This is a genomic window from Gimesia sp., from assembly GCF_048262075.1.
Classification (GTDB): domain Bacteria; phylum Planctomycetota; class Planctomycetia; order Planctomycetales; family Planctomycetaceae; genus Gimesia.
This window is the reverse complement of sequence record NZ_JBLXFK010000026.1, coordinates 1-24,868: the sequence shown is the minus strand read 5'-3', so window position 1 is coordinate 24,868 and position 24,868 is coordinate 1. Positions and strand designations below refer to the sequence as shown.

The 24,868-nt window shown below is 50.0% G+C and carries 17 protein-coding genes; 11 read left to right on the top strand and 6 right to left on the bottom strand.

The window, feature by feature from the left end; all coding sequences use genetic code 11:
- Positions 1-138 precede the first annotated feature (138 nt).
- Complete coding sequence (locus ACN0YH_RS27100) at positions 139-1,377, top strand: aminotransferase class I/II-fold pyridoxal phosphate-dependent enzyme (RefSeq protein WP_417382735.1); 1,239 nt, start codon at positions 139-141, stop codon at positions 1,375-1,377.
- A 66-nt stretch (positions 1,378-1,443) separates the two neighbouring features.
- Here ACN0YH_RS27100 and ACN0YH_RS27095 read toward each other — a convergent pair whose 3' ends face one another.
- Positions 1,444-2,790 (bottom strand): right-handed parallel beta-helix repeat-containing protein, encoded by a 1,347-nt coding sequence (locus ACN0YH_RS27095; protein WP_417382734.1) that lies wholly within the window; start codon positions 2,788-2,790, stop codon positions 1,444-1,446.
- 183 nt (positions 2,791-2,973) lie between these two features.
- The gene (locus ACN0YH_RS27090; protein ID WP_417382733.1) at positions 2,974-4,149 is read right to left on the bottom strand and encodes a sialidase family protein; all 1,176 of its coding nucleotides are present in this window, start codon (positions 4,147-4,149) and stop codon (positions 2,974-2,976) included.
- A 771-nt stretch (positions 4,150-4,920) separates the two neighbouring features.
- Here ACN0YH_RS27090 and ACN0YH_RS27085 point away from each other — a divergent pair.
- The 6 genes from ACN0YH_RS27085 to ACN0YH_RS27060 all read left to right on the top strand — a co-directional run bounded on the left by ACN0YH_RS27085 (position 4,921) and on the right by ACN0YH_RS27060 (position 11,733).
- Positions 4,921-5,865 carry a DUF1559 domain-containing protein gene (locus ACN0YH_RS27085; protein WP_417382732.1) on the top strand — a complete coding sequence of 315 codons (945 nt, stop codon included), beginning with the start codon at positions 4,921-4,923 and terminating at the stop codon, positions 5,863-5,865.
- 127 nt (positions 5,866-5,992) lie between these two features.
- Positions 5,993-6,523, top strand: coding sequence for a carboxypeptidase regulatory-like domain-containing protein (locus ACN0YH_RS27080; protein WP_417382731.1), 531 nt, complete (start codon positions 5,993-5,995; stop codon positions 6,521-6,523).
- Between the two features lie 1,086 nt (positions 6,524-7,609).
- On the top strand, positions 7,610-8,551 hold the full coding sequence (locus ACN0YH_RS27075) for a DUF1559 domain-containing protein (RefSeq protein WP_417382752.1): 942 nt from the start codon (positions 7,610-7,612) through the stop codon (positions 8,549-8,551).
- A 120-nt stretch (positions 8,552-8,671) separates the two neighbouring features.
- Positions 8,672-9,193, top strand: a complete 522-nt coding sequence (locus ACN0YH_RS27070; protein ID WP_417382730.1) for a carboxypeptidase-like regulatory domain-containing protein — start codon at positions 8,672-8,674, stop codon at positions 9,191-9,193.
- Between the two features lie 351 nt (positions 9,194-9,544).
- Complete coding sequence (gene hisF / locus ACN0YH_RS27065) at positions 9,545-10,339, top strand: imidazole glycerol phosphate synthase subunit HisF (protein ID WP_417382729.1); 795 nt, start codon at positions 9,545-9,547, stop codon at positions 10,337-10,339.
- A gap of 239 nt (positions 10,340-10,578) precedes the next feature.
- On the top strand, positions 10,579-11,733 hold the full coding sequence (locus ACN0YH_RS27060; RefSeq protein WP_417382728.1) for a type IV pilus twitching motility protein PilT: 1,155 nt from the start codon (positions 10,579-10,581) through the stop codon (positions 11,731-11,733).
- 80 nt (positions 11,734-11,813) lie between these two features.
- Here ACN0YH_RS27060 and ACN0YH_RS27055 read toward each other — a convergent pair whose 3' ends face one another.
- Positions 11,814-12,737 carry an SMP-30/gluconolactonase/LRE family protein gene (locus ACN0YH_RS27055; protein WP_417382727.1) on the bottom strand — a complete coding sequence of 308 codons (924 nt, stop codon included), beginning with the start codon at positions 12,735-12,737 and terminating at the stop codon, positions 11,814-11,816.
- A 334-nt stretch (positions 12,738-13,071) separates the two neighbouring features.
- Here ACN0YH_RS27055 and ACN0YH_RS27050 point away from each other — a divergent pair, with 334 nt between their 5' ends.
- Positions 13,072-16,077: a PVC-type heme-binding CxxCH protein gene (locus tag ACN0YH_RS27050; protein WP_417382726.1), complete on the top strand. Its 3,006-nt coding sequence runs from the start codon at positions 13,072-13,074 to the stop codon at positions 16,075-16,077.
- Positions 16,078-16,216: 139 nt separating this feature from the next.
- A complete protein-coding gene (locus ACN0YH_RS27045) occupies positions 16,217-17,641 on the top strand; it encodes a class II fumarate hydratase (protein ID WP_417382725.1) in 1,425 nt (474 codons plus the stop codon).
- Between the two features lie 16 nt (positions 17,642-17,657).
- Here the strand turns inward: ACN0YH_RS27045 and ACN0YH_RS27040 are convergent, their stop codons facing one another.
- Complete coding sequence (locus tag ACN0YH_RS27040) at positions 17,658-18,353, bottom strand: metallophosphoesterase family protein (protein ID WP_417382724.1); 696 nt, start codon at positions 18,351-18,353, stop codon at positions 17,658-17,660.
- A 341-nt stretch (positions 18,354-18,694) separates the two neighbouring features.
- Here ACN0YH_RS27040 and ACN0YH_RS27035 point away from each other — a divergent pair, with 341 nt between their 5' ends.
- Together ACN0YH_RS27035 and rdgB are read left to right on the top strand one after the other, a co-directional pair.
- Positions 18,695-19,765, top strand: a complete 1,071-nt coding sequence (locus tag ACN0YH_RS27035; protein WP_417382723.1) for a hypothetical protein — start codon at positions 18,695-18,697, stop codon at positions 19,763-19,765.
- Positions 19,766-19,915: 150 nt separating this feature from the next.
- On the top strand, positions 19,916-20,536 hold the full coding sequence (rdgB, locus tag ACN0YH_RS27030; RefSeq protein ID WP_417382722.1) for an RdgB/HAM1 family non-canonical purine NTP pyrophosphatase: 621 nt from the start codon (positions 19,916-19,918) through the stop codon (positions 20,534-20,536).
- 129 nt (positions 20,537-20,665) lie between these two features.
- On the opposite strand, the gene ACN0YH_RS27025 is transcribed toward rdgB, so the two are convergent.
- Positions 20,666-21,328, bottom strand: a complete 663-nt coding sequence (locus ACN0YH_RS27025) for a CvpA family protein (protein WP_417382721.1) — start codon at positions 21,326-21,328, stop codon at positions 20,666-20,668.
- Positions 21,329-21,413: 85 nt separating this feature from the next.
- Positions 21,414-23,234, bottom strand: a complete 1,821-nt coding sequence (locus ACN0YH_RS27020) for a GspE/PulE family protein (protein ID WP_417382720.1) — start codon at positions 23,232-23,234, stop codon at positions 21,414-21,416.
- Between the last annotated feature and the right edge of the window lie 1,634 nt (positions 23,235-24,868).

Below are 24,868 nucleotides of genomic sequence, written 5' to 3'. Positions count from 1 at the left end.
GTCGGATTCATCAGGCGCATTTTTTGTTGTGATCGCGTAAAATGGTTTCGGTCAGGCCAAATCCCGCTTCTGGAGCGAATTTGAAGCCCTGACCGATAGTCGACAAATATTCCTTGTATTACAGGCAGTCTTTTCATTATGCGTGGCGAATCGGAAGTTCCTTCTTCAGATGACGGCTTTACCATCCCCGTCGCTGAACGAGTAAAGCGTTTACCCCCTTACCTTTTTGGAAAAATCAATAAACTGAAATACCAGAAACGTGTGGCGGGCGTGGATGTGATTGATCTGGGGATGGGGAACCCGACTGATCCTCCGGACCCGCTGATTGTTGAGAAGATGACTGAAGCCGTCGCTGACCCGCGGAACCACCGCTATTCCGTCGCCAACGGGATTGCCAATCTGAGAAAAGAAGTGACGTCCCGCTACTGGAAAAAATATGGCGTCCGCCTCGACCCGGATTCGGAAGTCGTCACCTGCATCGGATCCAAAGAGGGTTTCAGCCACTTGTGTCTGGCATTAATGGGGCCGGGAGATACTGCAATCGTACCTTCCCCCTCTTTTCCAGTACATGTGTATGCTGTCATGCTGGCTGCTGGCAACGTCATTGAGCTGGATGTACGGCAACCCGATCAGTTCCTCTCAAACATTGCTTACACCTGCGAGCATCTTTATCCGAAACCGCGTGTGGTGGTCGTGAATTTTCCACACAATCCCAGTGCCACGGTCATTGAACAGGACTTTTATGTGGAACTGGTTCGACTGGCACGCAAGTATTCGTTCCTGGTCATCAGCGACTTTGCCTACGCCGATATCTGCTTTGATGGTTATAAAGCACCTAGTTTTCTGGCGACCCCCGGTGCGACTGAAGTCGGCGTGGAATTCACGACCATGAGTAAGGGTTTCAGCATGGCTGGCTGGCGTATCGGTTTCTGCTCTGGAAATTCCGAAATGGTGCGTGCCCTCGCGACCATCAAAGGTTATTACGATTATGGTCTGTTCCAGCCCGTACAGATTGCCGCCATCGTCGCCATGCGGCATTGTGAAGCTGCCGTAGACAGTATTGCTGCCGAGTATCAACAGCGACGCGATGTCTTCTGCAGTGGACTGGAGCGCCTGGGCTGGGAGATTGAACGTCCCAAAGCAGGCATGTTCGTCTGGGCCAAAATCCCGGAACCCTGGGCTCAGATGGGATCGATCGATTTCGCAATGAAACTGCTGGATGAAGGGGGCGTCGCAGTCAGCCCCGGACGCGGGTTTGGTGAAGACGGCGAAGGCTACCTGCGGATGGCGATCGTCGAAAACTCACAGCGATTGCGACAGGCCGTTAAGCAGATCGGCAAAGTGATGAAGTCGGAAGAAATCACCGCAGAGAAATAACACAGACAAGTAATCCGACAGAAAAACTCCAGACCACGCACTCCGATCCATCCGGAATCAGAATGCTCAGGTCGTCGGTCGCTGGTCATCGACCGATTTCATGAACCCTTGAATCTGATTCTCGGCTAGTAAGACCGTGCCCGCATCGGGTCCAATGCGGATCCCGGTGCGCTGCATAGGCTGGCGTTCTTCCCTGATGACGTTATCCGTAATCGTCAGATCGGAAGTCTTGCCGGTCACATCAATGGCGACCCCATCTGCGGCTCCACTGTTGATGATCTGATTCTTGACCACCGTATTCCGATTTGCCCAGAAATTTTTCCCACGGACATCATTGCGGAATAGAATGCCCACCTGGTTGCTGTCCCGGATGACATTTTCGCGCATCACGTTATCAGTATCGTTATGGCCGATCGAAATACTGATGTCGTTCCCTTTCAACTGATTCTTTTCAGCCAGGCCATATTTCACGCCCCAGCACCAGAACAAGCCAATGTGATTATTCTCCAAGCGACTGTTCACAAGCAATGGTCGCTGTGAGCCGGAACCGGGGTGGACTCCCAGGTCGGCATTGTCGTGGCTGTGACAGTTTTCGACTTTGACATCGTGACAGATCTGAAAGCTGATTCCGTCCCCGTTGTAATTCCGCGTGGTCACATTGCGAATCGTGTAACGATTGCAGTCCTGCAGAAAAATACACCCACCGTAGTTGCCATTCAGATTGGTATTGTTTTCCCGATTTCCATCCAGCGTCAGATTTTCGATCAGGACATTTTTCGTGTATTCGCTGGTTAATAACGGAAACAGAGATGACACTGTGGGCTTGCCGGAAAGCCACAAATTTTTGCGGAGCCCTTCGTTTAACTTGAACCGGTTTCCGGAACGTGCCACCAGCGTGCGTTTAATGACCTCCCGACTGCCGGTACTCGGGTTCTTCGTAACCAGGACCACCCCATCGCCGACCTGAAAGCCCGCTGACTTCTCCAGCGTGATCTCCTGATCATACCAGTCCGAATCTTCTGAGAGCGCCACCGTTTCTGAGGCCCCTTTTGTAATGATCGTCTCCGGTCCACTTCCCTGCAACCGAATCTTCGATGGCAGATGCAACGCATTTCGCAGCGTAAAGGTACCGGGCAGCAGGCGGACCGTGCCTCCCCCTTTACCCGTGATGTAGTCAATCGCCGCCTGCAGCGCTTTGTCACCCGTACCGATAATGTCTCCTGATTTCGGACCAACGGAAATAGAAAGGCGTTCTTCCCAGTCGGGTTCAAATCGCGAATCACCGTCTGTAGCGCGCGGGTCCTTCACAGTCGGCAGTCCTGCGTTGATTAGCTGGCTCAATGAGAGCATCCCCAGTCCACTGCCAACAGCGGTACCTAAAAAACCACGACGAGAAAGGGGCAATGATTTCATCAGTTGACTCCGGGAAAGGGCAAGAGGAATGAATTCTGCGGGGATTATTTAACTCTCTTTAAAATCAGTTTCCCTGATTCATTCGACGAATTCAAGCTCTATTTCAGAGATCAATCAGATCGGTTCCTTTTCTGGTACTATCGGGTTCATTCCTGTTAGATGCGGACACTTTTTCTGATTAACTTATTTCGCGTAGATGACAGACAGGGGAACCAGAGTGATTTGTGATTCTGCCAGCCCATTATTTTTCGTGCGATCGCCGGCACAGTGCCCCAGTAGTACGCCCTCTTTTGTGAACTCAATCGCCGTGTAACAGTACCAGCCATTCGGATTGGTTTCGATGTTCTGAATCTGCTGCCACGTCTTACCTTCGTCCTTGGAAATGGCCAGTGATAACGGCGTTCGCTTACCGCGCAACTTGGCGTCGATTCCCTGGTGATTATTCCAGACCAGCAGTAAATCACCAGTCGACGGAATGCGCTCAATGGAGGCGGGTGAAACAGGCGAGATCATATTTGACGGTTTCAGTTCTGAAAATGTCTGACCGTCATCTTTAGAAAACGCGACATACTGACTGCCTCCATTCGTACGGCAGAACCCCATTAACGTCCCATCTTTGAGTTCAATCAAGCCGGGTTCCTGCATGTAAGGCTGCTTGCCACTCGGCTGCGTTTCGACAGCAACTTTGTTTCCACGCTGCCAGGTTTTTCCCTGATCGTCAGAGTAATAGCAGAGAAATTTTGCATTCGGATTAAATCGATCTGATCCAGGCAGATTCTGGTGCAGCGCCAGCGGCACTACAATCCGAGCATTCTTCAACTGCACAACACGATCATTATTCAAGACATAATAGCCGACCTCTTGTTGAGGAATGATCTCAATCGGTTCACTCCAGTGAGCTCCCTCATCTGCGCTGATGCGCATGACAGGCAACAGATCATGCAGCGAATTTTTGCGGGCATAAAACAAAGCGATTCGTCCGTCCTGCAACCGCAGCAGTGAGACCGACATGATGTTCTGCTTGCCGTCATTTTCGATGATCGTCTCATCTTTCTGGGTCCAGGTCTTACCGCCATCAGATGAATAACGGCCCGCCAGATACGCAGAAGAGTGATCTGCAGCGCCTCCCGTGAAATGAGTGTAGACAAACAGAATGCGTCCATCTTTCAGAGTGATAAAATCCCCTTCACTGTTCCGGGGATTATTCTTACTTGAGGGCAATCGCAAAACACGTTCAATTGTTCCCGATTCTGTCACGGTTGAGTTTAGATCTTCTCCCGCCAGCAGAATGTTGACGGGTAATACAATAAATACAAGAACGACGAATACAACAGGATGACGCAGGCGACTTTGATTCATTATCTGATCCTCTTTATTTTTCCGGCTTTGAAAATCGGTCGTGTCTTGCATTCCAATTCCAGTGCAAAACTTCGATGCTCTCACTACAAATGATCCATCTTGAGAAAACGATGGGAGACTCTGATTGAACAACAGTGCCGGGTGATCATCAAGCTGGTATGCGTCAATAAGTATTGGATCTTTAGAAATGTTTCGACTTGGTATCGAAGACTGAGAAACCATTCCGTTGCAGACGGATATGATTTTCCCGTCTGCAACGAGCGTGATTCGCCTCCACTTTTACTTCATCAGAGTACAGTGATGAACGACAACACTGAATCGCCCTTAATGTTTCGCTATTTCTATTATTTTTTAAAGAATTTCTTTTCCCATAACCATAGTATATCGCTGCAGATATGAATTTTTCTTCATTTTCCAGCTGAAATATTCGATAAATACAAATAGAAACATGTTGACAAATTAATTATCTGGCTTTTAATGAGACATGTCTTTTCGAACAACTCTAGCTGGCATTCGCCATTAAATCTGTGAGACTTAATCTACTAATTCTGGTAGTTAATTTCGTCGTTATAAAATTCATATTTCTTACTCTTATCTGAATTAACTAAAGTCGCTCTTTACAGCTAACTGAATTTTGTCTGTGCGCAGATTTTATCTCAACAGCTTTCTTAGTTTTGTGCGCATTACCGTTTTCGATTCGCTTAAAGGCCGGATGAGAGTGGGGAATGGCTATCATTTCTCTTATTTCTCTAACTAATGCCGGAGGTGAAGATGAGACGACTCACAAAAAAACGGGGTTTCACCCTGATTGAACTCTTGGTCGTGATTGCGATCATTGCGATTCTGATTGCTCTGCTGTTACCCGCTGTCCAACAGGCACGAGAAGCAGCCCGCAGAAGTACCTGTAAGAACAGTCTGAAGCAAATTGGACTCGCATTACACAACTATCACGACACACATCGTACGTTCCCTCCGATGCATATTGAGAACATACGGAATACAACTTATGACCCCGCTGGCGGGGAAAATTACCTCGCCTGGAGTGCCATGATTCTACCTTTCCTGGATCAGGCAACCGTCTACAACAAGATTAACATGAATGAACCCTGGCGAACTCCCACGGGAACTGTCGCACAGTTGTCTCTGGTAAAAACAGTAATCCCTGTGTTTAACTGCCCTTCCGACCCAATGGAAGGACTCAACACCAATATCGGATCCTGGGGTAAGTCAAACTACCCGGCACTTTTCTCCCCCTGTAATATCAAACCCGGCAACACAGCAGGGAGCTGCTACACGGGCGCGTTTAATTACCACAACATCAATAGATTGAAAAACTTTACCGATGGTGCCAGCAATGTGATTATGGTCGGTGAACGAACCACCGAAGACCGTGGTTCAGGAGCCATCTGGATTGGTGCACAGGGCTATGTTCACTCGTCAGCAGGAAATGTCGCCAACTGGCCTTACCATGCTGCTCTGGTGCGTACGTGGCAGGGAGCAACTGCGACACCCGATCCTTCTACGATCTACCTCATCAACGGCATCAACAACAATGATGGCCTGAGGTATGCCTGGTCTTTAAGCAGTTCGCACGCAGGCGGTTGCCACTTCTTACTGGGTGATGGCAGTGTACGCTTCATCAGTGAAAATATCAATGGTGACACGCTGGTTTATCTGGCTGCCATCAACGACAAAAATGTCATTGGTGAGTTCTAACAGACCTTTAATAATTGAGTTTCCTTCTCCCGGTTTCACATCCAGATTTGTGAAACCGGGATTTCTGACTACCACCAGATAACCTCGAAATAATTCCCTCAAGCAGTCCAGGTCTGAGAGGAAAACGATGAGCTACTTTTCTAAAATGCCATGGAATCTCTTCATGGTCGTTTTAACTTCCTGCAGCCTGGGTTGCACGGGTGGAAACGATGTTGTTCTTGGCAGCGTCTCTGGAGTTATCACCATGGATGGCGAGCCACTTTCAAATGCCATTATTGTTTTTGTACCGGATGAAGGGAATCCTTCTTCGGGACGAACTGACGAACTCGGAAAATATGATCTCACCTACCTGGGAAATTCCAGGGGAGCGATCGTAGGCAGCCACAAAGTTAAAATAACATCCCGCGATCCAGATGAGCTGGACGAAGAAATTGATGGGGATACGGATTTTGCAAACGTTGATATGTCTGAAACACTCGACATTGCCAGTCCTCCCGTAGAGTCTGATGGTGATGTGACCAAGAGAAGACCTGTAACCACCTCTAACCAGAAAGGTAAAAAAGAACCCATTCCTGCCAGATACAATTCTCAGACAGAATTAATCAAGAAAGTTACGGCAGGAGAAAACACAATCGATTTTGAATTGAAATCAGAATAGCCAACGGTGATTCTGTATCAAAAGCCCTGACGTCTCAATAAGCGTAGTGAATTACCTGAAATCGTGTAAACCGTCGGCTTTAATACAGTAAGAACCTCGTTCACAGCAATTCGTGAAATGATTTTCATTTCAGGGGACCTCCAGTGGTCTTGTACTCGATCACGGTACAGACTAGTGCTTTGTCAAGCTGGAAATTGAGGGTTGGGAGTGTCGTTGACGTGCCCCGCTGTCGCACTCTCGTGATAGCTATCAACCTAAAATTAAAAAATGACACTCCACCAGGTAGAGAACCTGCAGATTTGAAATGAAAATCGTAGCGCGAGGTTTGTCTGGTTATGTATGTCGCAATCGAAATCAATTTCACTGAAATGCGGAATGCCGACCTCCCAGGTGTGCATATTCTTCAAACAGGGATCGAATTATTAATTCCAGGGACACTTCTCTCTAATAATTCGATGTCACGTCAAATTTTTCCGCACCACCTCCTCCCCTTTCTAAATCACTGAAATGGTTTCACTTCTCACACCGCCGACTGCATCCATTTATTATGAGTTTATATACGGACTTGTGTTTTCACCTGTAAAACTCCTTTAATATAAAGCATTTATGTGATCCTCTCCTCAGAATATTCTCTTCTGATTCCGCGATCTTCGCTCAACAAACATGACCTGTGCCGTGCCCTCGGATTCCAAATGCAGACTCTTCTCCCGTTTTCTTAACGAAACTAATTAGCAATAAAAAAGAATCCTTCAAATAATTTGTTTGACATTTTAGTTTTTAGTTTTTTACAATTCGTTAATAATTCACTACCACTCTTTTTAAGGCTTTCGCCTGTACGCTTATTGTGTTCATCTAACTGCAATTCTTGGCAGTTATTACCTGGTTAAGTATCTTTTCGCGCTCTTGTTATCAAATTGGGTACTCAGCATCACCAAGCTCTGTCCTTTCGGACCGGAATTTTTTCTAAATTGCTTTACACCTTGATGCAACTACCTCTGCTTTCAATATCAAATTGAAAACTGAAACGAGAGTTCGAGAGAATCATTTATTCCTTTCTCTTAAATTCTTTCGACGTTGGAGGTGATGATGAAACGACTCACAGCAAAACGGGGATTCACCCTGATTGAACTTCTGGTGGTGATTGCCATCATCGCGATTCTGATCGCACTCTTATTGCCCGCTGTGCAACAGGCACGTGAGGCAGCTCGCAGGAGTACCTGCAAAAACAACCTCAAGCAGATTGGCCTGGCGTTACACAACTACCATGAAACGCATCGTACATTTCCGCAGATGCATGTCGAAAACATTCGAAATACAACTTACGATCCCGATACGGATAGTTACCTCGCCTGGAGTGTCATGCTGCTTCCCTTCATGGATCAGTCCACACTTTACAATCAGATTAATATGAACGCTCCCTGGCGTGCCAATTATACGGGGACTCCTCCACAACTTGATCTCGTAAAAACTGTCCTCCCCGCCTTCAACTGCCCCTCTGACCCCATGGAAGGACTCAACACCAACATTGGATCCTGGGGTAAGTCGAATTATCCCGCGATTTATTCGCCTTGTAACATTAAACCCGGCGCTACCGCAGGGTCATGCTATGCCGGTCCTTTTAACAATCATACACCGACCCGAATGCGTGACTTTACCGATGGTGTCAGTAATGTGATTATGGTTGGTGAAAGAACCACTGAAGGAGTTCCTGCAGGCGGTCTCTGGATTGGTGCATCGAATTCAAATGGCTCAGCTGGTAATTATGCAAACTGGCCTTATCACACTGCGCTGGTTCGAACCTGGCAGGGTGCAACAGCAACCCCGGATCCTTCCACGATCTATCTGATCAACGGGATCAATAACAATACGGGGACCAAGTATGAATGGTCGCTAGGCAGCTCTCACACGGGTGGTTGCCATTTTGTTTTCGGAGATGGTAGAGTCAAATTTATCAGCGAAAACGTGAACGGCGACACCCTGGTTTATCTCGCTGCCATCAATGACAAAAATGTCTTAGGCGAGTATTAAAGCAGCACTGCAGAAAACTCTTGTTTCCGGTTTCACTACCCATGGTGAAACCGGATTCTTTGATTTATTCAAAGCCACCAGAATATCAATCTTATGTTATCAGGTCCTATGAGGAGAAACATGAATCGCATTAAAAGTATGACATCGAAATTCCTGCTGGTGACATTATCAGTTTATTGTCTGGGATGCTCTGGCGGAGATTCGGTGGATCTCGGAACGGTTTCTGGCGTGATCACCATGGATGGAGCACCACTGCCTGATGCCATCGTGGTCTTTGTGCCAGAAAAAGGGAACCCTTCTACAGGGCGAACTGATTCAAGTGGTAAATATGAACTCTCCTATCTGGGCGATTCCAAAGGAGCCATCGTTGGTAGTCACAAAGTGAAAGTTACCACGGGAGATCCGGTGGAAGAAACCGCAGGCGGGGACGCAGACTTAGCAAATGTTGATATGTCAGATACGACTGACATCGAAACTCCGCCCGTTGAGTCGGATGGGGATGTCACCCAGAGAAGGCCGCTTCCCAAGCCTAAAAAGGGGAATGCAGACCCCATTCCTGCAAAATACAATTCGAAAACCGAGTTAAAGGCTGATGTCACATCAGGAGACAATACCGTTAACTTTGATCTGAAGTCAAAATAAACGGTATCCAGGGACTCTCTAGAGGGTGATAAAATGTCTGGTTTTCACCTGGAACATTGATTGAAACTCACCCATTCGATTTCATTCGCAGTAACAGAAATGGTACTGCGAATTTTTTTTAGACCTGACCTGTCACATTCCTAAACGACGCAGGATCCCCGTATGAGTTCGCTCATCCTGCATTCCGACCTGTACACATCAGCCTGACTAGCATACCAGGATTCCGTATTGGCAGACTGTTAAATTCGGGCTCTGTCGATTAATCTTGATACAGTTCAGAGGTCAATTATTGTTTCAGACCCTTCTGACGCTTCACACTCTCTTTCAATTTCAAACTCAAGGCTGTTATTAATGCTGGCGAAACGAATCATACCCTGCCTCGATGTGCATGCAGGCCGGGTGGTCAAAGGGGTTAACTTTGTCAATCTTCAGGATGCAGGAGACCCGGTGGAAGTTGCTGCACGATATGAAGAACAGGGAGCCGATGAACTCGTCTTTCTGGATATTACCGCCAGCCATGAAGAACGCGAGATCATTCTGGATATCGTCCGCCGTACCTCGGAAGTCATCTTCATGCCGCTTACCGTAGGTGGCGGAATTCGCACACTTGAGGATATCCGTGCTTTGTTGAACGCAGGCTGTGACAAAGTTTCCATCAACTCTTCCGCCGTCAAGGATCCGGATTTGATCCGCGAAGCGGCGCTGCGATTTGGCAGTCAGTGTATCGTCGTCAACATTGACCCCAAACGGGTTCAGAAAGACGGTAAGGAATTCTGGGAAGTCCACGTGAACGGCGGGCGGGTTCCCACGGGCCTGGAAGCCATCGAATGGGCTCAGAAGGTGGAAGACCTGGGAGCGGGAGAAATCGTACTGACTTCCATGGACGCTGACGGAACCAAGGACGGCTACGATTTGCCAATGACACGTGCCGTTGCGGAAGCCGTCACCATCCCCGTAGTGGCCAGCGGAGGAGCCGGCTGCCCTGAACACTTATATCAGATTCTGACCGAAGGCAAAGCCAGCGCCGCGCTCGCAGCCAGCATATTTCACTACGGAACCCATCCTGTTGATGAAACAAAACACTATCTGGCGGAACGGGGAATTCCGATTCGATTCAAAAGCGAAGTCTCCCTGAATCGGGTGTAACTGGTAATCAGAAAAGGTCTACCCGTTAACAGGGGAGAGCAACAAATTTACCGGTAACGCGGGAATTGAAGCTTGCATGTTCTTGCAGAGTTCTCAAAATAGTAATAGCAGCCCCAGTTGCATCCGTGGAGTAGACGAGGTCTCTGATCAGAGACCTCATTTCCGATCAGCATTTCCTGTCAATTCCGCTGCACGCTCTTGCAGCAGAATACAGTATTAGAAATAAGTGGAGTTTGGTTATGGCGACAACAGTTCCTGCAAAACCCAAAGACGTCAATCCCATCACAGGGCGTGTTGAAAATGAAGTCGACAAAGTCTTCCGCCAGTTGATCAAGCATGGCGGTTCCGACTTGCATATGCAGGTCGGAAAAGCGCCGATCCTGCGTGTCAAAGGAACCCTGCGGGAATTGCAGATGGACCCCATCGACCGGGATCAGATGATGGCATTGTTCGAGCCAATGATGGATGAACGCAATCAGAAAATCTTCCACGACGAAGGGGGAGCTGACTTTTCTTATGTGGTCGAATATGATGGCGAACCCTGGCGTTTCCGTGTGAACCTGTTTATTCAGCTCGGTTTTCCCGGCATGGTCTCTCGTAAAATCGAACGTTCGATTCCCAACTTTGATGGTTTGTATTTGCCTCCCGTGATGGAGTCCTTATGTAAGTTCGACCAGGGCATGGTACTGCTGGCTGGTGTGACCGGTAGTGGTAAGTCAACAACCATTGCTTCCATGCTGAACTGGGTGAATGATAACTACCGCAAGCACATCCTGACAATTGAAGACCCGATCGAATTCGTTTACACACAGAATAAATGCCTCATCAATCAGCGCGAGGTCGGCATCGATGTAAAAGACTTCGAAATTGCGATGAAACACGCCGTGCGTCAGGACCCTGACATTATGCTGGTGGGGGAAATGCGTGACATGGAAACCTTCTCGACTGCGATCCACGCTGCGGAAACAGGGCACCTTGTATTTGGAACGATTCACGCATCTAATGCTCCCAGTTGCATCGGTCGTATTCTCGACCTGTTCCCGCAGGATATGCATAAAGCACTGCGAGGCAGTCTGGCATTCAACATGCGTGCCATCGTCGCCCAAAAACTGCTCAAAACCATTGTCGACAAACCGGGGCGCGTCCCGATTGTTGAAATCATGACCTTCAACCCGACCGTCCGCAAACTCGTACTGGAAGAGCAGGATGAAAAACTGGCCGCTGCCATCCGTATCGGAAAAGACGAAGGCATGCAGCAGTTCAATGACAGCCTGAAAGGTTTCATCGATCGTGAATTCATCAGCCGTGCCGACGCATTCGAAATCTCACCGAATGTGGAAGAACTGAAAATGGTGCTCAAAGGGATCGACGTTAAAGGGGCCGCGATTCTGTAAGCTCACTTCCAATCACAAATTTAAAACAGGCGCTGTCAATTCCGGGCAGCGCCTGTTTTTTCGCTATTTCCTTCAGAAGATCAGCGAAACTGCCCGCCTTTCACCTTCATCTGCAGACTGTAAACTTTATTTGCACAGGTGAAGTACAGCGTTTTGCCATCCACTCCCCCGAAAGTCACATTCGAACAGAACTCCGGAATGGGAATCAGGCCCAGTGATTTCCCTTTGGGACTCGCAACCCAGACACCTCCCCGACCTGAAAGATACAGGTTGCCCTCCGCATCAATGCTCATACCGTCGGGAGAATCCTTGCGGGATGTTTCGGGATCAAAAAACAACCGACCTTCCCCCACAGTCCCATCTGCCAGGATGGGAAAACTGCGCCACAACTTTTCGTGACTGTCACCTACATACAGGGTTTTCCCATCGTTCGACGCGATCACCCCGTTCGGAACCGGCATACTGGTGATAATCTTTTTCACCTTACCATCTGTAGTTTTCACATACACGGCACTGGTTTTATGGTTCTTGAAATCAGGGTCGGTAAAATATATATTCCCTTTGGGTGTCTGACAGACATCGTTGGGCTGGTTCCATTTTGGATCTGCGGCAATCACCATCGTATCCACAGGCCCCGATTCGCCAAAGGCATAACTCATTACATGCTGGCCATAGGCCTGGGCCCCCAGCATTCGACCATCCAGCGAAAGCCAGGTTCCATTGATCCCTTTAGTATTGTCCAGCCAGATACTCGCTTTCCCGGTTTCTTCCAGCCGCAAAATCTTTGTGTCCTTATCCACAAATGATGTGAAGTACAACTGTTTGCCCAACGGGTCCCAGGTCGGCCCTTCAAAAAATGCTTTTGCTGCATACTCTTCCTGCAACTTTGCGTTTTCAGCCACTGTCTCAGGCAGGGGATGCGTCTCCTTTTCCTGTGCTCTTCCCACTGGAACAGAGAACAATAAACTCAACACGACGGCTATCAGCATCATTCGATTTAACATAAGTATCTGGTCCTGAAAGGGAACGATTTACAAAAACTCCAGATTGCCTTTAAGGAATCGGCAACCTTTTATCGTAAGAAAACAGAGGAGCCCATTACCACTTCAGATACCTTAAAACGGCCAGATGTAACAAGATATTTAGCTGAACCGGCAAAGAAACCCGACTGCTATGTGTGTTGGTTACTTGATTTTGACATACACTCCCTTCAGACTGGGTATCAGATTCTGAACGAGATTAATAAATCCCCGGAGAACTTCCTGCGGGATCGAAAATTCTTCCCTCCTCCGTCTGATTGAGACCGACTGCAATATCCATCAAGAAGGATTCAGCATAATGAACCATCGCCTGTACTTGTTTCTGGCTGTCACTCCTGTCCTCTGGCCGGTGTGGTCGTCAACTCAAGCTGCTCCCCCGGTTCCACCGCCGAATAATACAGGGGGTGAATTCTTCAGCCCGTCTGATTCCCTCAAGCAGTTCACCGTTCCCGATGATCTCAAAATCGAACAAGTGCTCTCCGAGCCCCAGGTCAGGCAACCTATCTTTCAGAACTTTGATGAACGCGGACGCATGTGGGTCATTAACTACCTGCAATATCCGTATCCCGAAGGCTTGAGAATCCTCAGCAAAGATAAACACCATCGTGCGGTTTACGATAAAATCCCCTTGCCTCCACCACACCATGAAAAGGGGGCCGACAAAATCACCATCCACGAAGATACCAACGGCGATGGAAAATACGATAAACATAAAACGTTCCTTGACGGGTTGAATATAGCTTCCTCGTTTGTCAAAGGTCGTGGCGGTGTCTGGGTTCTGAACCCGCCTTACCTCCTGTTTTATCCAGACAAAGATAACGATGATATCCCCGACGGCGATCCGGTGGTGCACCTCGAAGGCTTTGGACTGGAAGACACACACTCGGTTGTCAACAGCCTTCGCTGGGGCCCGGATGGCTGGCTCTATTCATCGCAGGGAAGTACCGTTTCCGGCAAGGTGAAAAAGCCCGGACAGAAAGACAAGGAAGCTATTCAAACACTGGGCCAGCTGATCTGGCGTTATCACCCCGAGAAACAGATCTACGAGATTTTTTCCGAGGGAGGTGGAAACGCATTCGGTGTCGAATTCGATGACAAAGGCCGACTCTACTCAGGACACAATGGCGGCAATACCCGTGGCTTCCATTACACACAAGGCAGCTACTACCAGAAAGGCTTCGGCAAACACGGCCCGCTTTCCAACCCCTATGCCTTCGGTTATTTCCAGGCAATGAAACACGCGAAGGTCCCAAGATTCACTCACAACTTCATTATCTACGAAGCCGAAACACTTCCGAAAAAATACTGGGGACACCTGTTTGGCATTGAGCCGCTACAGGGTCGCGTGGTGGAAAGCAAGATCACCGCCGACGGATCCTCCTATCAGACAGAAGACCTGCAACGCCCCGTCGCCACCACCGACAAACGTTTCCGGCCCGTCGATATTAAACTGGGCCCTGATGGTGCAATTTATTTCTGTGACATGTACGAACATCAGATTGCCCACGGTCAGCATTATTCCGGCCAGGTCGAAAAAGAGGATGGCCGCATCTATCGACTCACCGCCAAAGACGCTACACCGCTGGCTCCTTTCGACCTCGGCAAGAAGTCTTCCCTGGAACTGATCGCCGTGCTCGATCATCCTAACAAATGGTTTCGCCAGCAGGCGCTCCGTCTGTTCGGAGATCGGAAAGACGCCAGCGTCATCCCGGCACTCAAACAAAAACTGTTTTCTTCCGACGGCCAATCGGCATTGGAAGCACTCTGGGCATTGAACCTGAGTGGTGGTTTTGACGAAAGCGTCGCGCAGAAATCACTGCAGCATTCCGATCCATATGTCAGAGCCTGGACTATTCGCCTGCTCTGTGATGACCATCGCGTCTCCCCTGAAATCGGTCAGCAGCTCACTGAACTAGCCTTATCCGAACCACACGTGCAGGTCCGCAGCCAGCTCGCAAGTTCCTCGAAACGACTGCCGGCAGAACCTGGCCTGCCCATCGCCTTTAATCTGTTGAGCCGTTCCGAAGACCTGGATGACGTGCACGTGCCTTTGATCCTCTGGTGGTCTCTGGAAAAACGGGTCGCAGAAAACAAGGGAGAGCTGCTCGCGTATTTTGAAAAGCCGGAAGTCTGGCAGTATCCGCTGGTGGAGAAGTACATTCTTGAGCGTATGATGCGACGCTTTGCTTCAACCGGATCAAGAAATGATCTGCTGGTCTGTGCCCGTCTGCTGGAACTCGCCCCGGAAAAATCTCATGCAGAAATCCTGATGTCGGGTTTTGAAACCGCCATGAAAGGTCGCTCGCAGGCCAGCTTTCCCAAAGAGCTGATCACGGCCATGTCAAAGTATGGCGGACAATCGCTGTCACTGGGTCTGCGTCAGGGTAACCAGGAGGCCGTGGAAAATGCGTTGAAGATCGTCGCCGACTCAAAAGCGGACAATCAGAAACGTCTCGACCTGATCCAGATCCTCGGCGAAGTCAAAGTACCCCAGTCGGTCCCCCTGCTATTGAAGATCATTCAGAATTCCAGTGACCTGCAAATGCAGATCGCCGCCATCAGCGCCCTGCAGCAATACCCGGATGAATCAATCGGCAAAGTGGTGACCGCGCAGTACCCGAACATGTCCGACGATCTCCGCAGTGCCGCCCAGACCCTGGTTTCCATCCGCAAACCCTGGGCGATCGAATTTTTACGGGCCCTCGACGCGGGAAAAATCAACAAAGACACCGTGCCCGTTGAGACCGCCCGCAAAATGACCGTCTACGGTGATGCTGGCATTACCGCTCTCATCACAAAACATTTCGGCTCCATCGCCGGCGCCACGACCGAACAGATGCAGCAGCAGATCGCTGCGCAACAGAAAATGCTGACAGCAGCCACGGAAGAGCCCGATCGCTACGCGGGCGAAAAGCTGTTCCAGAAGAATTGTGGAAAATGCCATAAACTGTTCGGCGACGGAGGAGAAATCGGACCCGACCTGACCTCGTTCAAACGCGATGATGTGGGCCGTATGCTGGTGAATATCATCAACCCTTCCAACGAAATCCGCGAAGGCTTTGAAACCTACCTGATTGTCACCGAAGATGGCCGAACCGTAAACGGATTCCTTGCCGACCAGGATAATAATGTGATCGTCATCCGCAGTGCCGACGGACAAAGTATTACCGTGGAACGCGACAATATTGACGAAATGCTGCCGCAGAAGAAATCGCTGATGCCCGAAGGTCTGCTCGATCGACTTTCAGAGAAAGAAATTCGGGATCTATTCAGCTATCTCCGCAGTTCCCAGCCTCTGCCTTAAGCATTTACTCCCCCCGAACCGGGCGGCGATTGAGAAACCAGGACAACTTGCTAGAATTGAAGCCGGCTTTCCCACTGAATGGGAGCCGGCTCTTTTTACTTTCACAATTGACAACTTTAAACGAGACAGGAAACAGACCATGTCGGGGTTTCGAACCGAACGTGATTCGATGGGTGAAGTACAGGTTCCAGCAGAAGCGTACTACGGTGCACAGACACAGCGGGCCGTTGAGAATTTTCAGATCTCCGGCAATACGCTGCCTCCCAGTCTGATTCACGCCATGGGGCAGGTCAAGCTGGCCGCCGCCCATGCGAACCGCGACATCGGAAAGCTTTCCGGCACTGGAAAGAATCCGCTGAATGACGAGCAGATCAAAGCACTGATCGACGCTGCCACCGAAGTCGCCGCCGGTAAATTGGACGATCAGTTTCCGATTGACGTCTACCAGACCGGCTCCGGAACTTCGAGTAACATGAACGTGAATGAAGTGATCAGCAATCGCGCGATCGAAATTCTGGGACAGGACCGCTTTGCCCCCGAAAAGTCCGTCCACCCCAACGACCATGTGAATATGGGACAGAGCACCAACGATACTTTCCCTACCGCCATTCATGTTGCTGTCGCCTCCAGCATTCACAATCATTTGATTCCAGGACTGGAGAAACTGGCCGCCAGCCTGGCGCAAAAAGCCAAAGACTGGGATCAGATCATCAAGATCGGCCGCACCCACCTGGCAGACGCCACTCCCCTCAGACTGGGGCAGGAGTTTGGTGGTTTCGCCCGCCAACTCGAACTCAGTGTGGAACGCGCCTATCAGGCAGCATCTGCTGTTTATGAATTACCCGTGGGAGGCACTGCCGTTGGTTCCGGTATCAATACGCATCCGGAATTTGGACACCGCGTGAGTGCAGAACTCGCAAAGCTGACCGGCATCGCATTCGTCGAAGCAGCCGATCACTTCGAAGCCAATGCACAGCGGGATGGGCTGGTAGAATGCCACGCGATTTTAAAAACCATCGCTACAACACTGTTTAATGTTTCGAATAATATCCGCTGGCTCGGCTCAGGACCCCGCTGTGGATTTTATGAAGTTAAAATTCCCGACCTGCAGCCCGGCAGTTCCATTATGCCTGGTAAAGTAAATCCGGTCATGTGCGAAAGCATGATGCAGGCCTCAACCCGGGTCATCGGCAACGACCAGACCATTACCATGTCCGGGGCAGCCGGTGGTCAGTTCCAGCTGAATATCATGATGCCCGTCATGGGATTCACCGCATTGGAAAGCATTCACCTGCTGGCCAATTCCAGCAATGAGTTCGTGCGGCTCTGCTCCGACAACATGGAAGCCAACGAGGAAGCCTGTAACGCAGCTGTCGAAAACAGTCTTTCCATGGTGACCAGCCTGAATCCGCACATCGGCTATGAAAAAGCTTCCGCATTAGCGAAAGAAGCGTTCAAGTCAGGCAAGACGATTCGAGAACTGTGCACCGAACAGGAAATCCTGCCTGCAGAAACGCTCAAGGAAGCATTGGATCCAATGAGCATGACGGAACCGCAAGCGTAGCAACAAAAGCCAACCGCTAAGAAATCATACGGCCGTTAAGGAGCACACTGGAAGCCATCTCCAGTGTTTCTCCTGACAGGCCCGCTGTTTCCATCTGGCGAATGGCTGCCTGAATGTCGTACTCCTGACGTTTCAATGTCACCGTGCCATTCTCAACGATCGCGTAAGAAATCCGTGGATCCCCGTCCCGGGGCTGTCCAACACTGCCGGGATTAATCACCTGCTTGTCACCCAGCTCCAGGTGAAACGGTATATGGGTATGCCCCACACAGATGAAGTTTGCATTGATGCCCTGCAGGCGAGCTGTCCACGCTGATTCATTATCCCCCAGATATTCATCCAGTGGGTCACGGGGTGTGCCGTGCACCAGATAGAAGGTGACCCCTTCAATCGTAATCTGCTGTGAGATCGGCAAGCGTGCCAGGTATTTCATTCTGACGCGATCCAGCAACTCCCAATGCAAAGGCCGTGTCGCACATGCCAGCCTGCGAAATCCGGTGGAACCTTTTGCTTCCACCCTCTGAGCGACAGCATGATCGTGATTCCCGCGCACACAGGCAGTGGCGTGCTCTTTAATCCATTCAATACAAGGCAGTGGTTCGGTCCCGTAGTCGACCAGATCCCCGACGCACAGACAGTAGTCGAACTCTTCCTGAATCGAGGAGAGTGCCACCCAGTTGGAATGGATATCTGATACTACAAGTACACGCATACATCATCACCCGGAACGAAGAAATCCGTTATCTTATTATTTCACAGCTACTTAGATTATAGACAAGCCGCCAGACATGGGAAACCATTTCCAGCAGACAACTCCGATCCTGCTCCTTTTTACCCCCCTCAGCTACGGAATTCGAGCAGGAAAAATCAGCTCTGGACTCGTTTTTGCAGAACTGCTAGACTCCCGCCGCATGTCTGAGGCAGCTCAACTTTATCACGACCCCAGTCTAAACTTTAGACAACTGTTTCCCTTCAGGATGAAGCCGGAAACAAAGCCTCAATCATTCAATTTACATCCATCCGGTTCGGACGCTGTTCAGAAGGGATACTGATATGCGGACCATGCAACTGTTTAAACAATGTCTGATTATTACCATCGCAATCACGGTCTGCGCGACCAGTTTTCTGCCTGTCGCAGAGGCGCGGATCGAAGCTGTCAAAGGTAAGAAATACAAGCTGACCAAACGGCATGGACCGTGGATGATCATGGTCGCCAGTCTGCGGGACATTCCTGAAAGCAGGCGTTCCAAAGGCTTAAGTGCCCAGGAAGCAGCCGATGAACTGGTTTACGAACTTCGTAAACGCGGCATCCCAGCTTATACCTTCAGCCAGGAATCGGTCATCCAGCGGTTCAATACGCTTGACCGTCTGGGGCGCGAAGAACGCCGCAGCTATGCCGCCCAGCGCGCCATGATTTCGGTAATCGCCGGTAACTATTCTGACAGCGAAGACGAAGTCGCACAGAAAACACTCAATTACATTAAGCACTTTCAACCGGAAGTCATTACCGAAAATGGCGTCTACAAAAAAACTCCCGGTCAACCGGGACCGTTGAGTGGGGCATTCCTCACAATCAACCCGCTGCTCTCACCTCAGGAAGTCGCCCAGCGAAAACAGGATCCGCTGATCGCCAAGCTGAACTCCGGCGTGGAATACTCACTGCTGAATAACAAAGGCAATTACTCTCTGGTCATCGCTTCCTTCTATGGAAATTCGGTTACAGAAACAGCCACTTCACGATTCACCAATGCTTCTGAATCAAAAGAAGTCAGCAACAGCCTGGACAAAGCCGCACAAAATGCGTGGCTCTTAACGAAGGCCTTACGCGAAGCGAAAAAATATGGCTTCCCCGCCGGTAATGCAACAGACATTGATGCCTACGTTCTGCACGAAAAATATCGCTCCATTGTCACCGTGGGTTCTTTCAAAGGTCCCGACGATCCCCGCATTGAGGCCTATGCCAAACTGTTTGGCTCGAAAATGAGACCACACCCGGAAACAGGTGTCGAAGCCATGACTTCCGAGTACTTCATCATTCCCGGCAATTCAGCGGGCGCACCACCATTGGCGTCCTGGGTCTTCGATCCCAAACCAACTCTGATGCAGGTTCCCAAAGCAAAATAAGCTTCCGGATCCAGTCGATCAATCAGCGCAGCAGCCTTCCCTCCACTAATCAGGCATGATAAAGTGCCAGAATTCGGGAAGGCTTTTTTTCTGCGCCGTGCTTTCCCGTGTTCGCATTCCTGGATTGATGTCTCTTTTGAAAACGGTTCCATGTCTCACTATCCCATCATCGTTCTGGCCAGTCGTAATCAGAAAAAAGCGGGTGAAATTTCAGAGCTGCTGGCCCCGCATGGCATTCAGGTTCAGAGCGTGGCTGATTTCCCGGCTGCAGAAGAAGTCATCGAAGATGGCAGTACCTTCGGGGAGAACGCTGCTAAAAAAGCATCCCAGACCGCGCGCACCCTTTCCCACTGGACGATTGGCGAAGACAGCGGGCTCATGATTGATGCCCTGGATGGTGCCCCGGGAATCTATTCCGCCCGCTTCAGCGGTGAGGATGCAACCGATGAAAAGAATAACGAAAAGATGCTGCAGGAACTGAGTGGCGTTCCCCTGGAAAAACGAACCGCCGCCTATGTCTGTCACGTCGCGCTCTCAGATCCCACAGGAGAAATCCAACTGCAGGTCGAAGCCCGTTGCCGGGGACGTATGACTGCAGCCCCTCGCGGACAGAACGGGTTCGGCTACGATCCCTATTTCGAAATTATCGAGCTGCATAAAACATTTGGAGAACTGGCGCCAATTGTCAAACAGCACCTCAGCCATCGTGCCCGTGCGTTTGAACGCTTCATCCCCCGACTGGTTCGATTGCTTCAACATCAACAGAGCTAGACTGTGTCCAGTTTTACTGTAGCGTCTCCAGGGCTGTTTGACCCGAGTATATTAAATTGAGAGACGCGATACTTAAATGTGATGCGCTTTAGATCGCACCGTTAAACCCGGATTTCCGGGAGTTCTGCTTCAGAATGAACGCTCTGCTTTCTCATCGGTTAACGGTTTCGCTGCGGCTCCCACTGCACCACCCTCTCCTCTTCGCGTTGCATAGCGAATGGGAAACGAAGGCCAGACGTGATTATCCTGCTGGGGAAACGAGTATTCCGGCCCGTCAAACAGATGACCAAACGCACCTTTTCGCATGGATTTTTCAGAGACATACTGCGTGAAACCCAGCCACTCCCGGTCCGGCGCGATCACGCCAAAAAAGTTTTTCCGCTCAGGAGTAAACCCGGCAAACTCGCGAGGCAGTGGTGTGGTGTGCAATGCGGTCAGCAGAAACGCCATCGCAATGTAACCGGTCATCACGGCAAAACCCCAGCGGGAGATTTCATGAACCAGCGGATGCACCTGCATGTACGCGGGCGCAATCCGAACGGTAATTTCGCGAAACAGAAATATGAAGCCTACAAATAACCCGATCAAGGCAATACAGTCCCAGCGCAGCTGCCAGGCTCCGGAACTCGCAATATTATTGGTCAGGAACGTCGCCAGAGGTTCAAAAAAGTTCATCGCCAGCAGACCTGACAGCAGGACGGAAACAAAGATAAAACCTGCTCCCCAGGCGCCTTCACTGGCAACACACCAGGTCACGATCCCCAGAATGGCCAGCAGTAAGATGTCGATCATGATTCAAGTCCAGAATGAATAACAGTGAGTTCAATGAAAATATTGATGAATGCGACGATGCAAGGAAAAACTCAATAAACGTTTTTCACTTCACGACCCGCAGTAATTCGTCAATGGATGTCACCCCTTTAACGACCAGCCTTAAACCTTCTTCTTTCATATACAACATGCCGTTCTTCCGGGCCTGAGCTTTCAACTGAGAAATGTTCGCCATATCCCGGATCATATCTCGCATCCGCTCGTTAAACTCAAGCAGCTCGACCACACTGATCCGTCCCTTGTAGCCCAGACCACCACAGGTCGGGCAGACCCCTTCCGGATTTTTAGGCTGCCGGTAAAAAGACTTCACTTTATCGGGAGGCAGATTGGCCTTCTTCAAAAACTCGGGATTCGGCTGGTACTCTTCTTTACAGTCAGGACACAGCCGACGCGCCAAACGCTGCGCCAGTAATGCCGACAGCGAACTCGCCAGCATGAACGGCTCCACTTCCAGGTCAATCAATCGATACAAGGCGGTAAACGTATCATTCGCGTGAACCGTCGAAAATACCATATGACCGGTATTCGCTGCCTGACAGGCAATCCGAGCGGTTTCCGCATCGCGAATTTCCCCGATCATTACCACATCCGGGTCCTGACGCAGGATACTTCTTAACGACTCCGCAAACGTCTGACCGGCTTTCTGGTTGATCTCAATCTGCGATACGTTCTCTATCCGATATTCGACCGGATCTTCAATTGTAATAATGTTCCGCTGGTAAGGATCAATCTCATGCAAAGCGGCAAACAGGGTCGTTGACTTACCGGCACCAGTCGGACCGCAGCATAAAAACAGACCATGAGGCTGCTTGACGATCGCGCCCAGCTTGTCGACCAGTTGCTTGCGGATTCCCAATTCGGACAGCGATGCGATGGAATTTGTCTGGTCCAGAATACGTAAACTCATCTTTTCGCCGTGACGCGTTCCCTGGCTGGCCAGACGAAAGTCAATCTCACGGTCAGGCATGATCGCCCGGAAACTCCCGTCCTGCGGACGCCGTTTCTCGGTAATGTCCATCGCCCCCAGCACTTTGCAGATATTCAGCACCGCTTCGCCAATACCCCGGTCAAAACCCTCGGTGGGATACATCACCCCGTCAATACGCAGGCGTACGCCAAACTCATCTTCTTTTGGCTCCAGATGCACGTCCGTCGCACGTCGCATAATCGCATCGTAAACCAGTTCCTTGGCAGCCAGAAAACCACGTGAATTTTCCACACGCCGCGAACTGGCCGGGTCATCACCGCGACCGGTAGCAGATCTGCCGACGAAACGGATATCAGGGCCCATCGCCGCCTGCTGCGTCTTTTTGCCGCCGACGCGAATTCCCATCTTTGACAGATATCGCAGGGTCATGTTCCGAATATGGTTGGGAGTCATCACCCGGCCCGAAGCAGGAACTTTCCCATTGCGCTCATGGATATAAAAACCCAGGGGCCCCCCATAGGTCAGCATCAATACTAAAAATCCAAATGCAAAACTGGGCATACAGAACACAAACAGAAAACCCAGTGCACCCACAACCAGAATCAGCGAACTCCAGAATTCCGTATTACACTTCAGACTGCGGCTGTCATCATCTACCCAGTACGAAGTTTTCGCCCACAGCAGAAACAGCAGCACGACCGGTATGAACTTCCACAGGCTGAAATAAAAGCCCTGCATGTTCACATACCGCGGGTCATTCCCTCGAAAAAAAGGAACCGGCAGCGGCGGATATTGCCCCTGTGCAGCAGCAACGGTGGCAGTCCGCGCGGTCTGTTCCTGATTACCACCATCACCATTCGGTTCCGTCTGCGCAGGTAGATCCAGCGAATACAGCACCACACATAAAAAGACGAACAGATACGCCCAGATAGATTTCACGCTGTTGTTCCTCAAAATTGGGCTGATAATCAAATCAGGTCGACCGGGATTCCAGTCAAAGATCACTATAAAACGGGATGATACAAGGAGTTGAATTTAATCGATAACAGTCTCGGAAGAAACGGCATTCTCAGGATTTCTCCCTCTGAACCCCCTTTTCCCCTGTCGTTTGTACGAAATGTACCATTTGTCTCGACTTAAACAATACAAGTATATACTACACATCTTAACGGTAAGCCCCCTGCAAGGGAAAGTGTAAATTCCGCACACAAACGGGGGATTCACAAAGTCATACTGACCATTCTGAACTTGACCCCGCCGCGCCGCTGGCGATAAGCGCTGTTTTGAGTCGCGCGCGTGCTCAGTTTTACAGACACTGAAACACCACGCATTTGTTCCCGGTCTTCACTACAAATGAGTCCTTTTTTTCCAGATTTGCACTGCCTGAAACCGCACCCGTTCGCAATGTATGCCTGCGGGTCGCCACACTTCGTAACCCTTCACCACAAAACCGCCAAACCATGGCCTCATATCGTGACCATATCAACAAACATCGCCACCTCCTTTTCTTCAGATCCCCCTTGACCCCCTCACGCCCTTCCCGAAAATCAAACTCAGTCAAATTCACAGTCAAACCCAGGTTCTCCCACACCCGAACCCAGACAGTAGCCAGAAACAAAGTGAACGACAAAGAGAAAAATAAACCGAACCCCACGATCAAACCCTCCCGACACACGGCGAAAAAAACACGCATCACAGGCACCTGGTAAAAAGCGTCCAGAGACCTCCGAAGTGAAACGCCCCATCATAACCATCCGCCGCGCACACACCGAGCTGAAAATAAATCAGTAGTGCTGAATCAGAGGTCTCACAACAAAAGGGAACAGGGGGTGAGCCCGAATGCAATTCGGGCCGAGCTCAGCGAGCAGGAGGTCGCAGCTGAAACGTTACTTCCAGAATCGGGCTTCTCATTCTCATTCGGCACGGCCGGACAAGCTATTTAGACCGGACAGTGCTGGTGCTAACGTCCCTTGCACATTTCACAACGAATTGCCCCGCTCCCCGCAGATGAAAACCCCGAACCACTAAAACAGAATTGAGGTAGCCCCGGATGCAATCCGAGGTTGTCGCAGACAACAGGAAGCTGTCAGTGAAACCGCATAATCAGGTCTCAGGCTATCAATCTGCCATTAGCACTTACATGTCCGCCCGCGGAATTGACATCCACCATACGCTGTGTCTTAGAAGCCACCTCCCGAAACAGATGGACTGAGCCAGGAACATAGCCTGGTCTTGGCAATGAATCATAAACATTTTTTCGTTCCGGACACCTTTATTTATCCGCCCCCCGCAGATGAAAATCCCGAACCGCTGGAAGATGAATAAGTGTGTCCCAGATTAGCCGCAGAGCCTTAGCTCCGGTTCTTTTACCGAGCTATGTCAGAACCGCGGCTGATGTGAACAAAAAAAGCGGGTAGCCTCGGATATAATCCGAGGTTGTCGCAGACAACAGGAAACTGTCAGAGCAGCCGTTCAAACCAGATCAACGAAACCAATCTACCCAGCCATAAGGACGGAACCACCTGTCTGCCTGACATGCTTCGCACCAGTATCACACCACAACGGGAACCGAT

What these genes read in the sequence shown, in the direction of transcription:
- ACN0YH_RS27070 (WP_417382730.1), top strand. Translation starts at nt 8,672, where the DNA reads ATGAATCGCATTAAAAGTATGACATCGAAATTCCTGCTGGTGACATTA.
- ACN0YH_RS27055 (WP_417382727.1), bottom strand. Translation starts at nt 12,737, where the DNA reads ATGTTAAATCGAATGATGCTGATAGCCGTCGTGTTGAGTTTATTGTTC.
- hisF (WP_417382729.1), top strand. Translation starts at nt 9,545, where the DNA reads ATGCTGGCGAAACGAATCATACCCTGCCTCGATGTGCATGCAGGCCGG.
- ACN0YH_RS27060 (WP_417382728.1), top strand. Translation starts at nt 10,579, where the DNA reads ATGGCGACAACAGTTCCTGCAAAACCCAAAGACGTCAATCCCATCACA.
- ACN0YH_RS27075 (WP_417382752.1), top strand. Translation starts at nt 7,610, where the DNA reads ATGAAACGACTCACAGCAAAACGGGGATTCACCCTGATTGAACTTCTG.
- rdgB (WP_417382722.1), top strand. Translation starts at nt 19,916, where the DNA reads ATGTCTCACTATCCCATCATCGTTCTGGCCAGTCGTAATCAGAAAAAA.
- ACN0YH_RS27085 (WP_417382732.1), top strand. Translation starts at nt 4,921, where the DNA reads ATGAGACGACTCACAAAAAAACGGGGTTTCACCCTGATTGAACTCTTG.
- ACN0YH_RS27100 (WP_417382735.1), top strand. Translation starts at nt 139, where the DNA reads ATGCGTGGCGAATCGGAAGTTCCTTCTTCAGATGACGGCTTTACCATC.
- ACN0YH_RS27095 (WP_417382734.1), bottom strand. Translation starts at nt 2,790, where the DNA reads ATGAAATCATTGCCCCTTTCTCGTCGTGGTTTTTTAGGTACCGCTGTT.
- ACN0YH_RS27050 (WP_417382726.1), top strand. Translation starts at nt 13,072, where the DNA reads ATGAACCATCGCCTGTACTTGTTTCTGGCTGTCACTCCTGTCCTCTGG.
- ACN0YH_RS27090 (WP_417382733.1), bottom strand. Translation starts at nt 4,149, where the DNA reads ATGAATCAAAGTCGCCTGCGTCATCCTGTTGTATTCGTCGTTCTTGTA.
- ACN0YH_RS27045 (WP_417382725.1), top strand. Translation starts at nt 16,217, where the DNA reads ATGTCGGGGTTTCGAACCGAACGTGATTCGATGGGTGAAGTACAGGTT.
- ACN0YH_RS27035 (WP_417382723.1), top strand. Translation starts at nt 18,695, where the DNA reads ATGCGGACCATGCAACTGTTTAAACAATGTCTGATTATTACCATCGCA.
- ACN0YH_RS27080 (WP_417382731.1), top strand. Translation starts at nt 5,993, where the DNA reads ATGAGCTACTTTTCTAAAATGCCATGGAATCTCTTCATGGTCGTTTTA.
- ACN0YH_RS27040 (WP_417382724.1), bottom strand. Translation starts at nt 18,353, where the DNA reads ATGCGTGTACTTGTAGTATCAGATATCCATTCCAACTGGGTGGCACTC.
- ACN0YH_RS27025 (WP_417382721.1), bottom strand. Translation starts at nt 21,328, where the DNA reads ATGATCGACATCTTACTGCTGGCCATTCTGGGGATCGTGACCTGGTGT.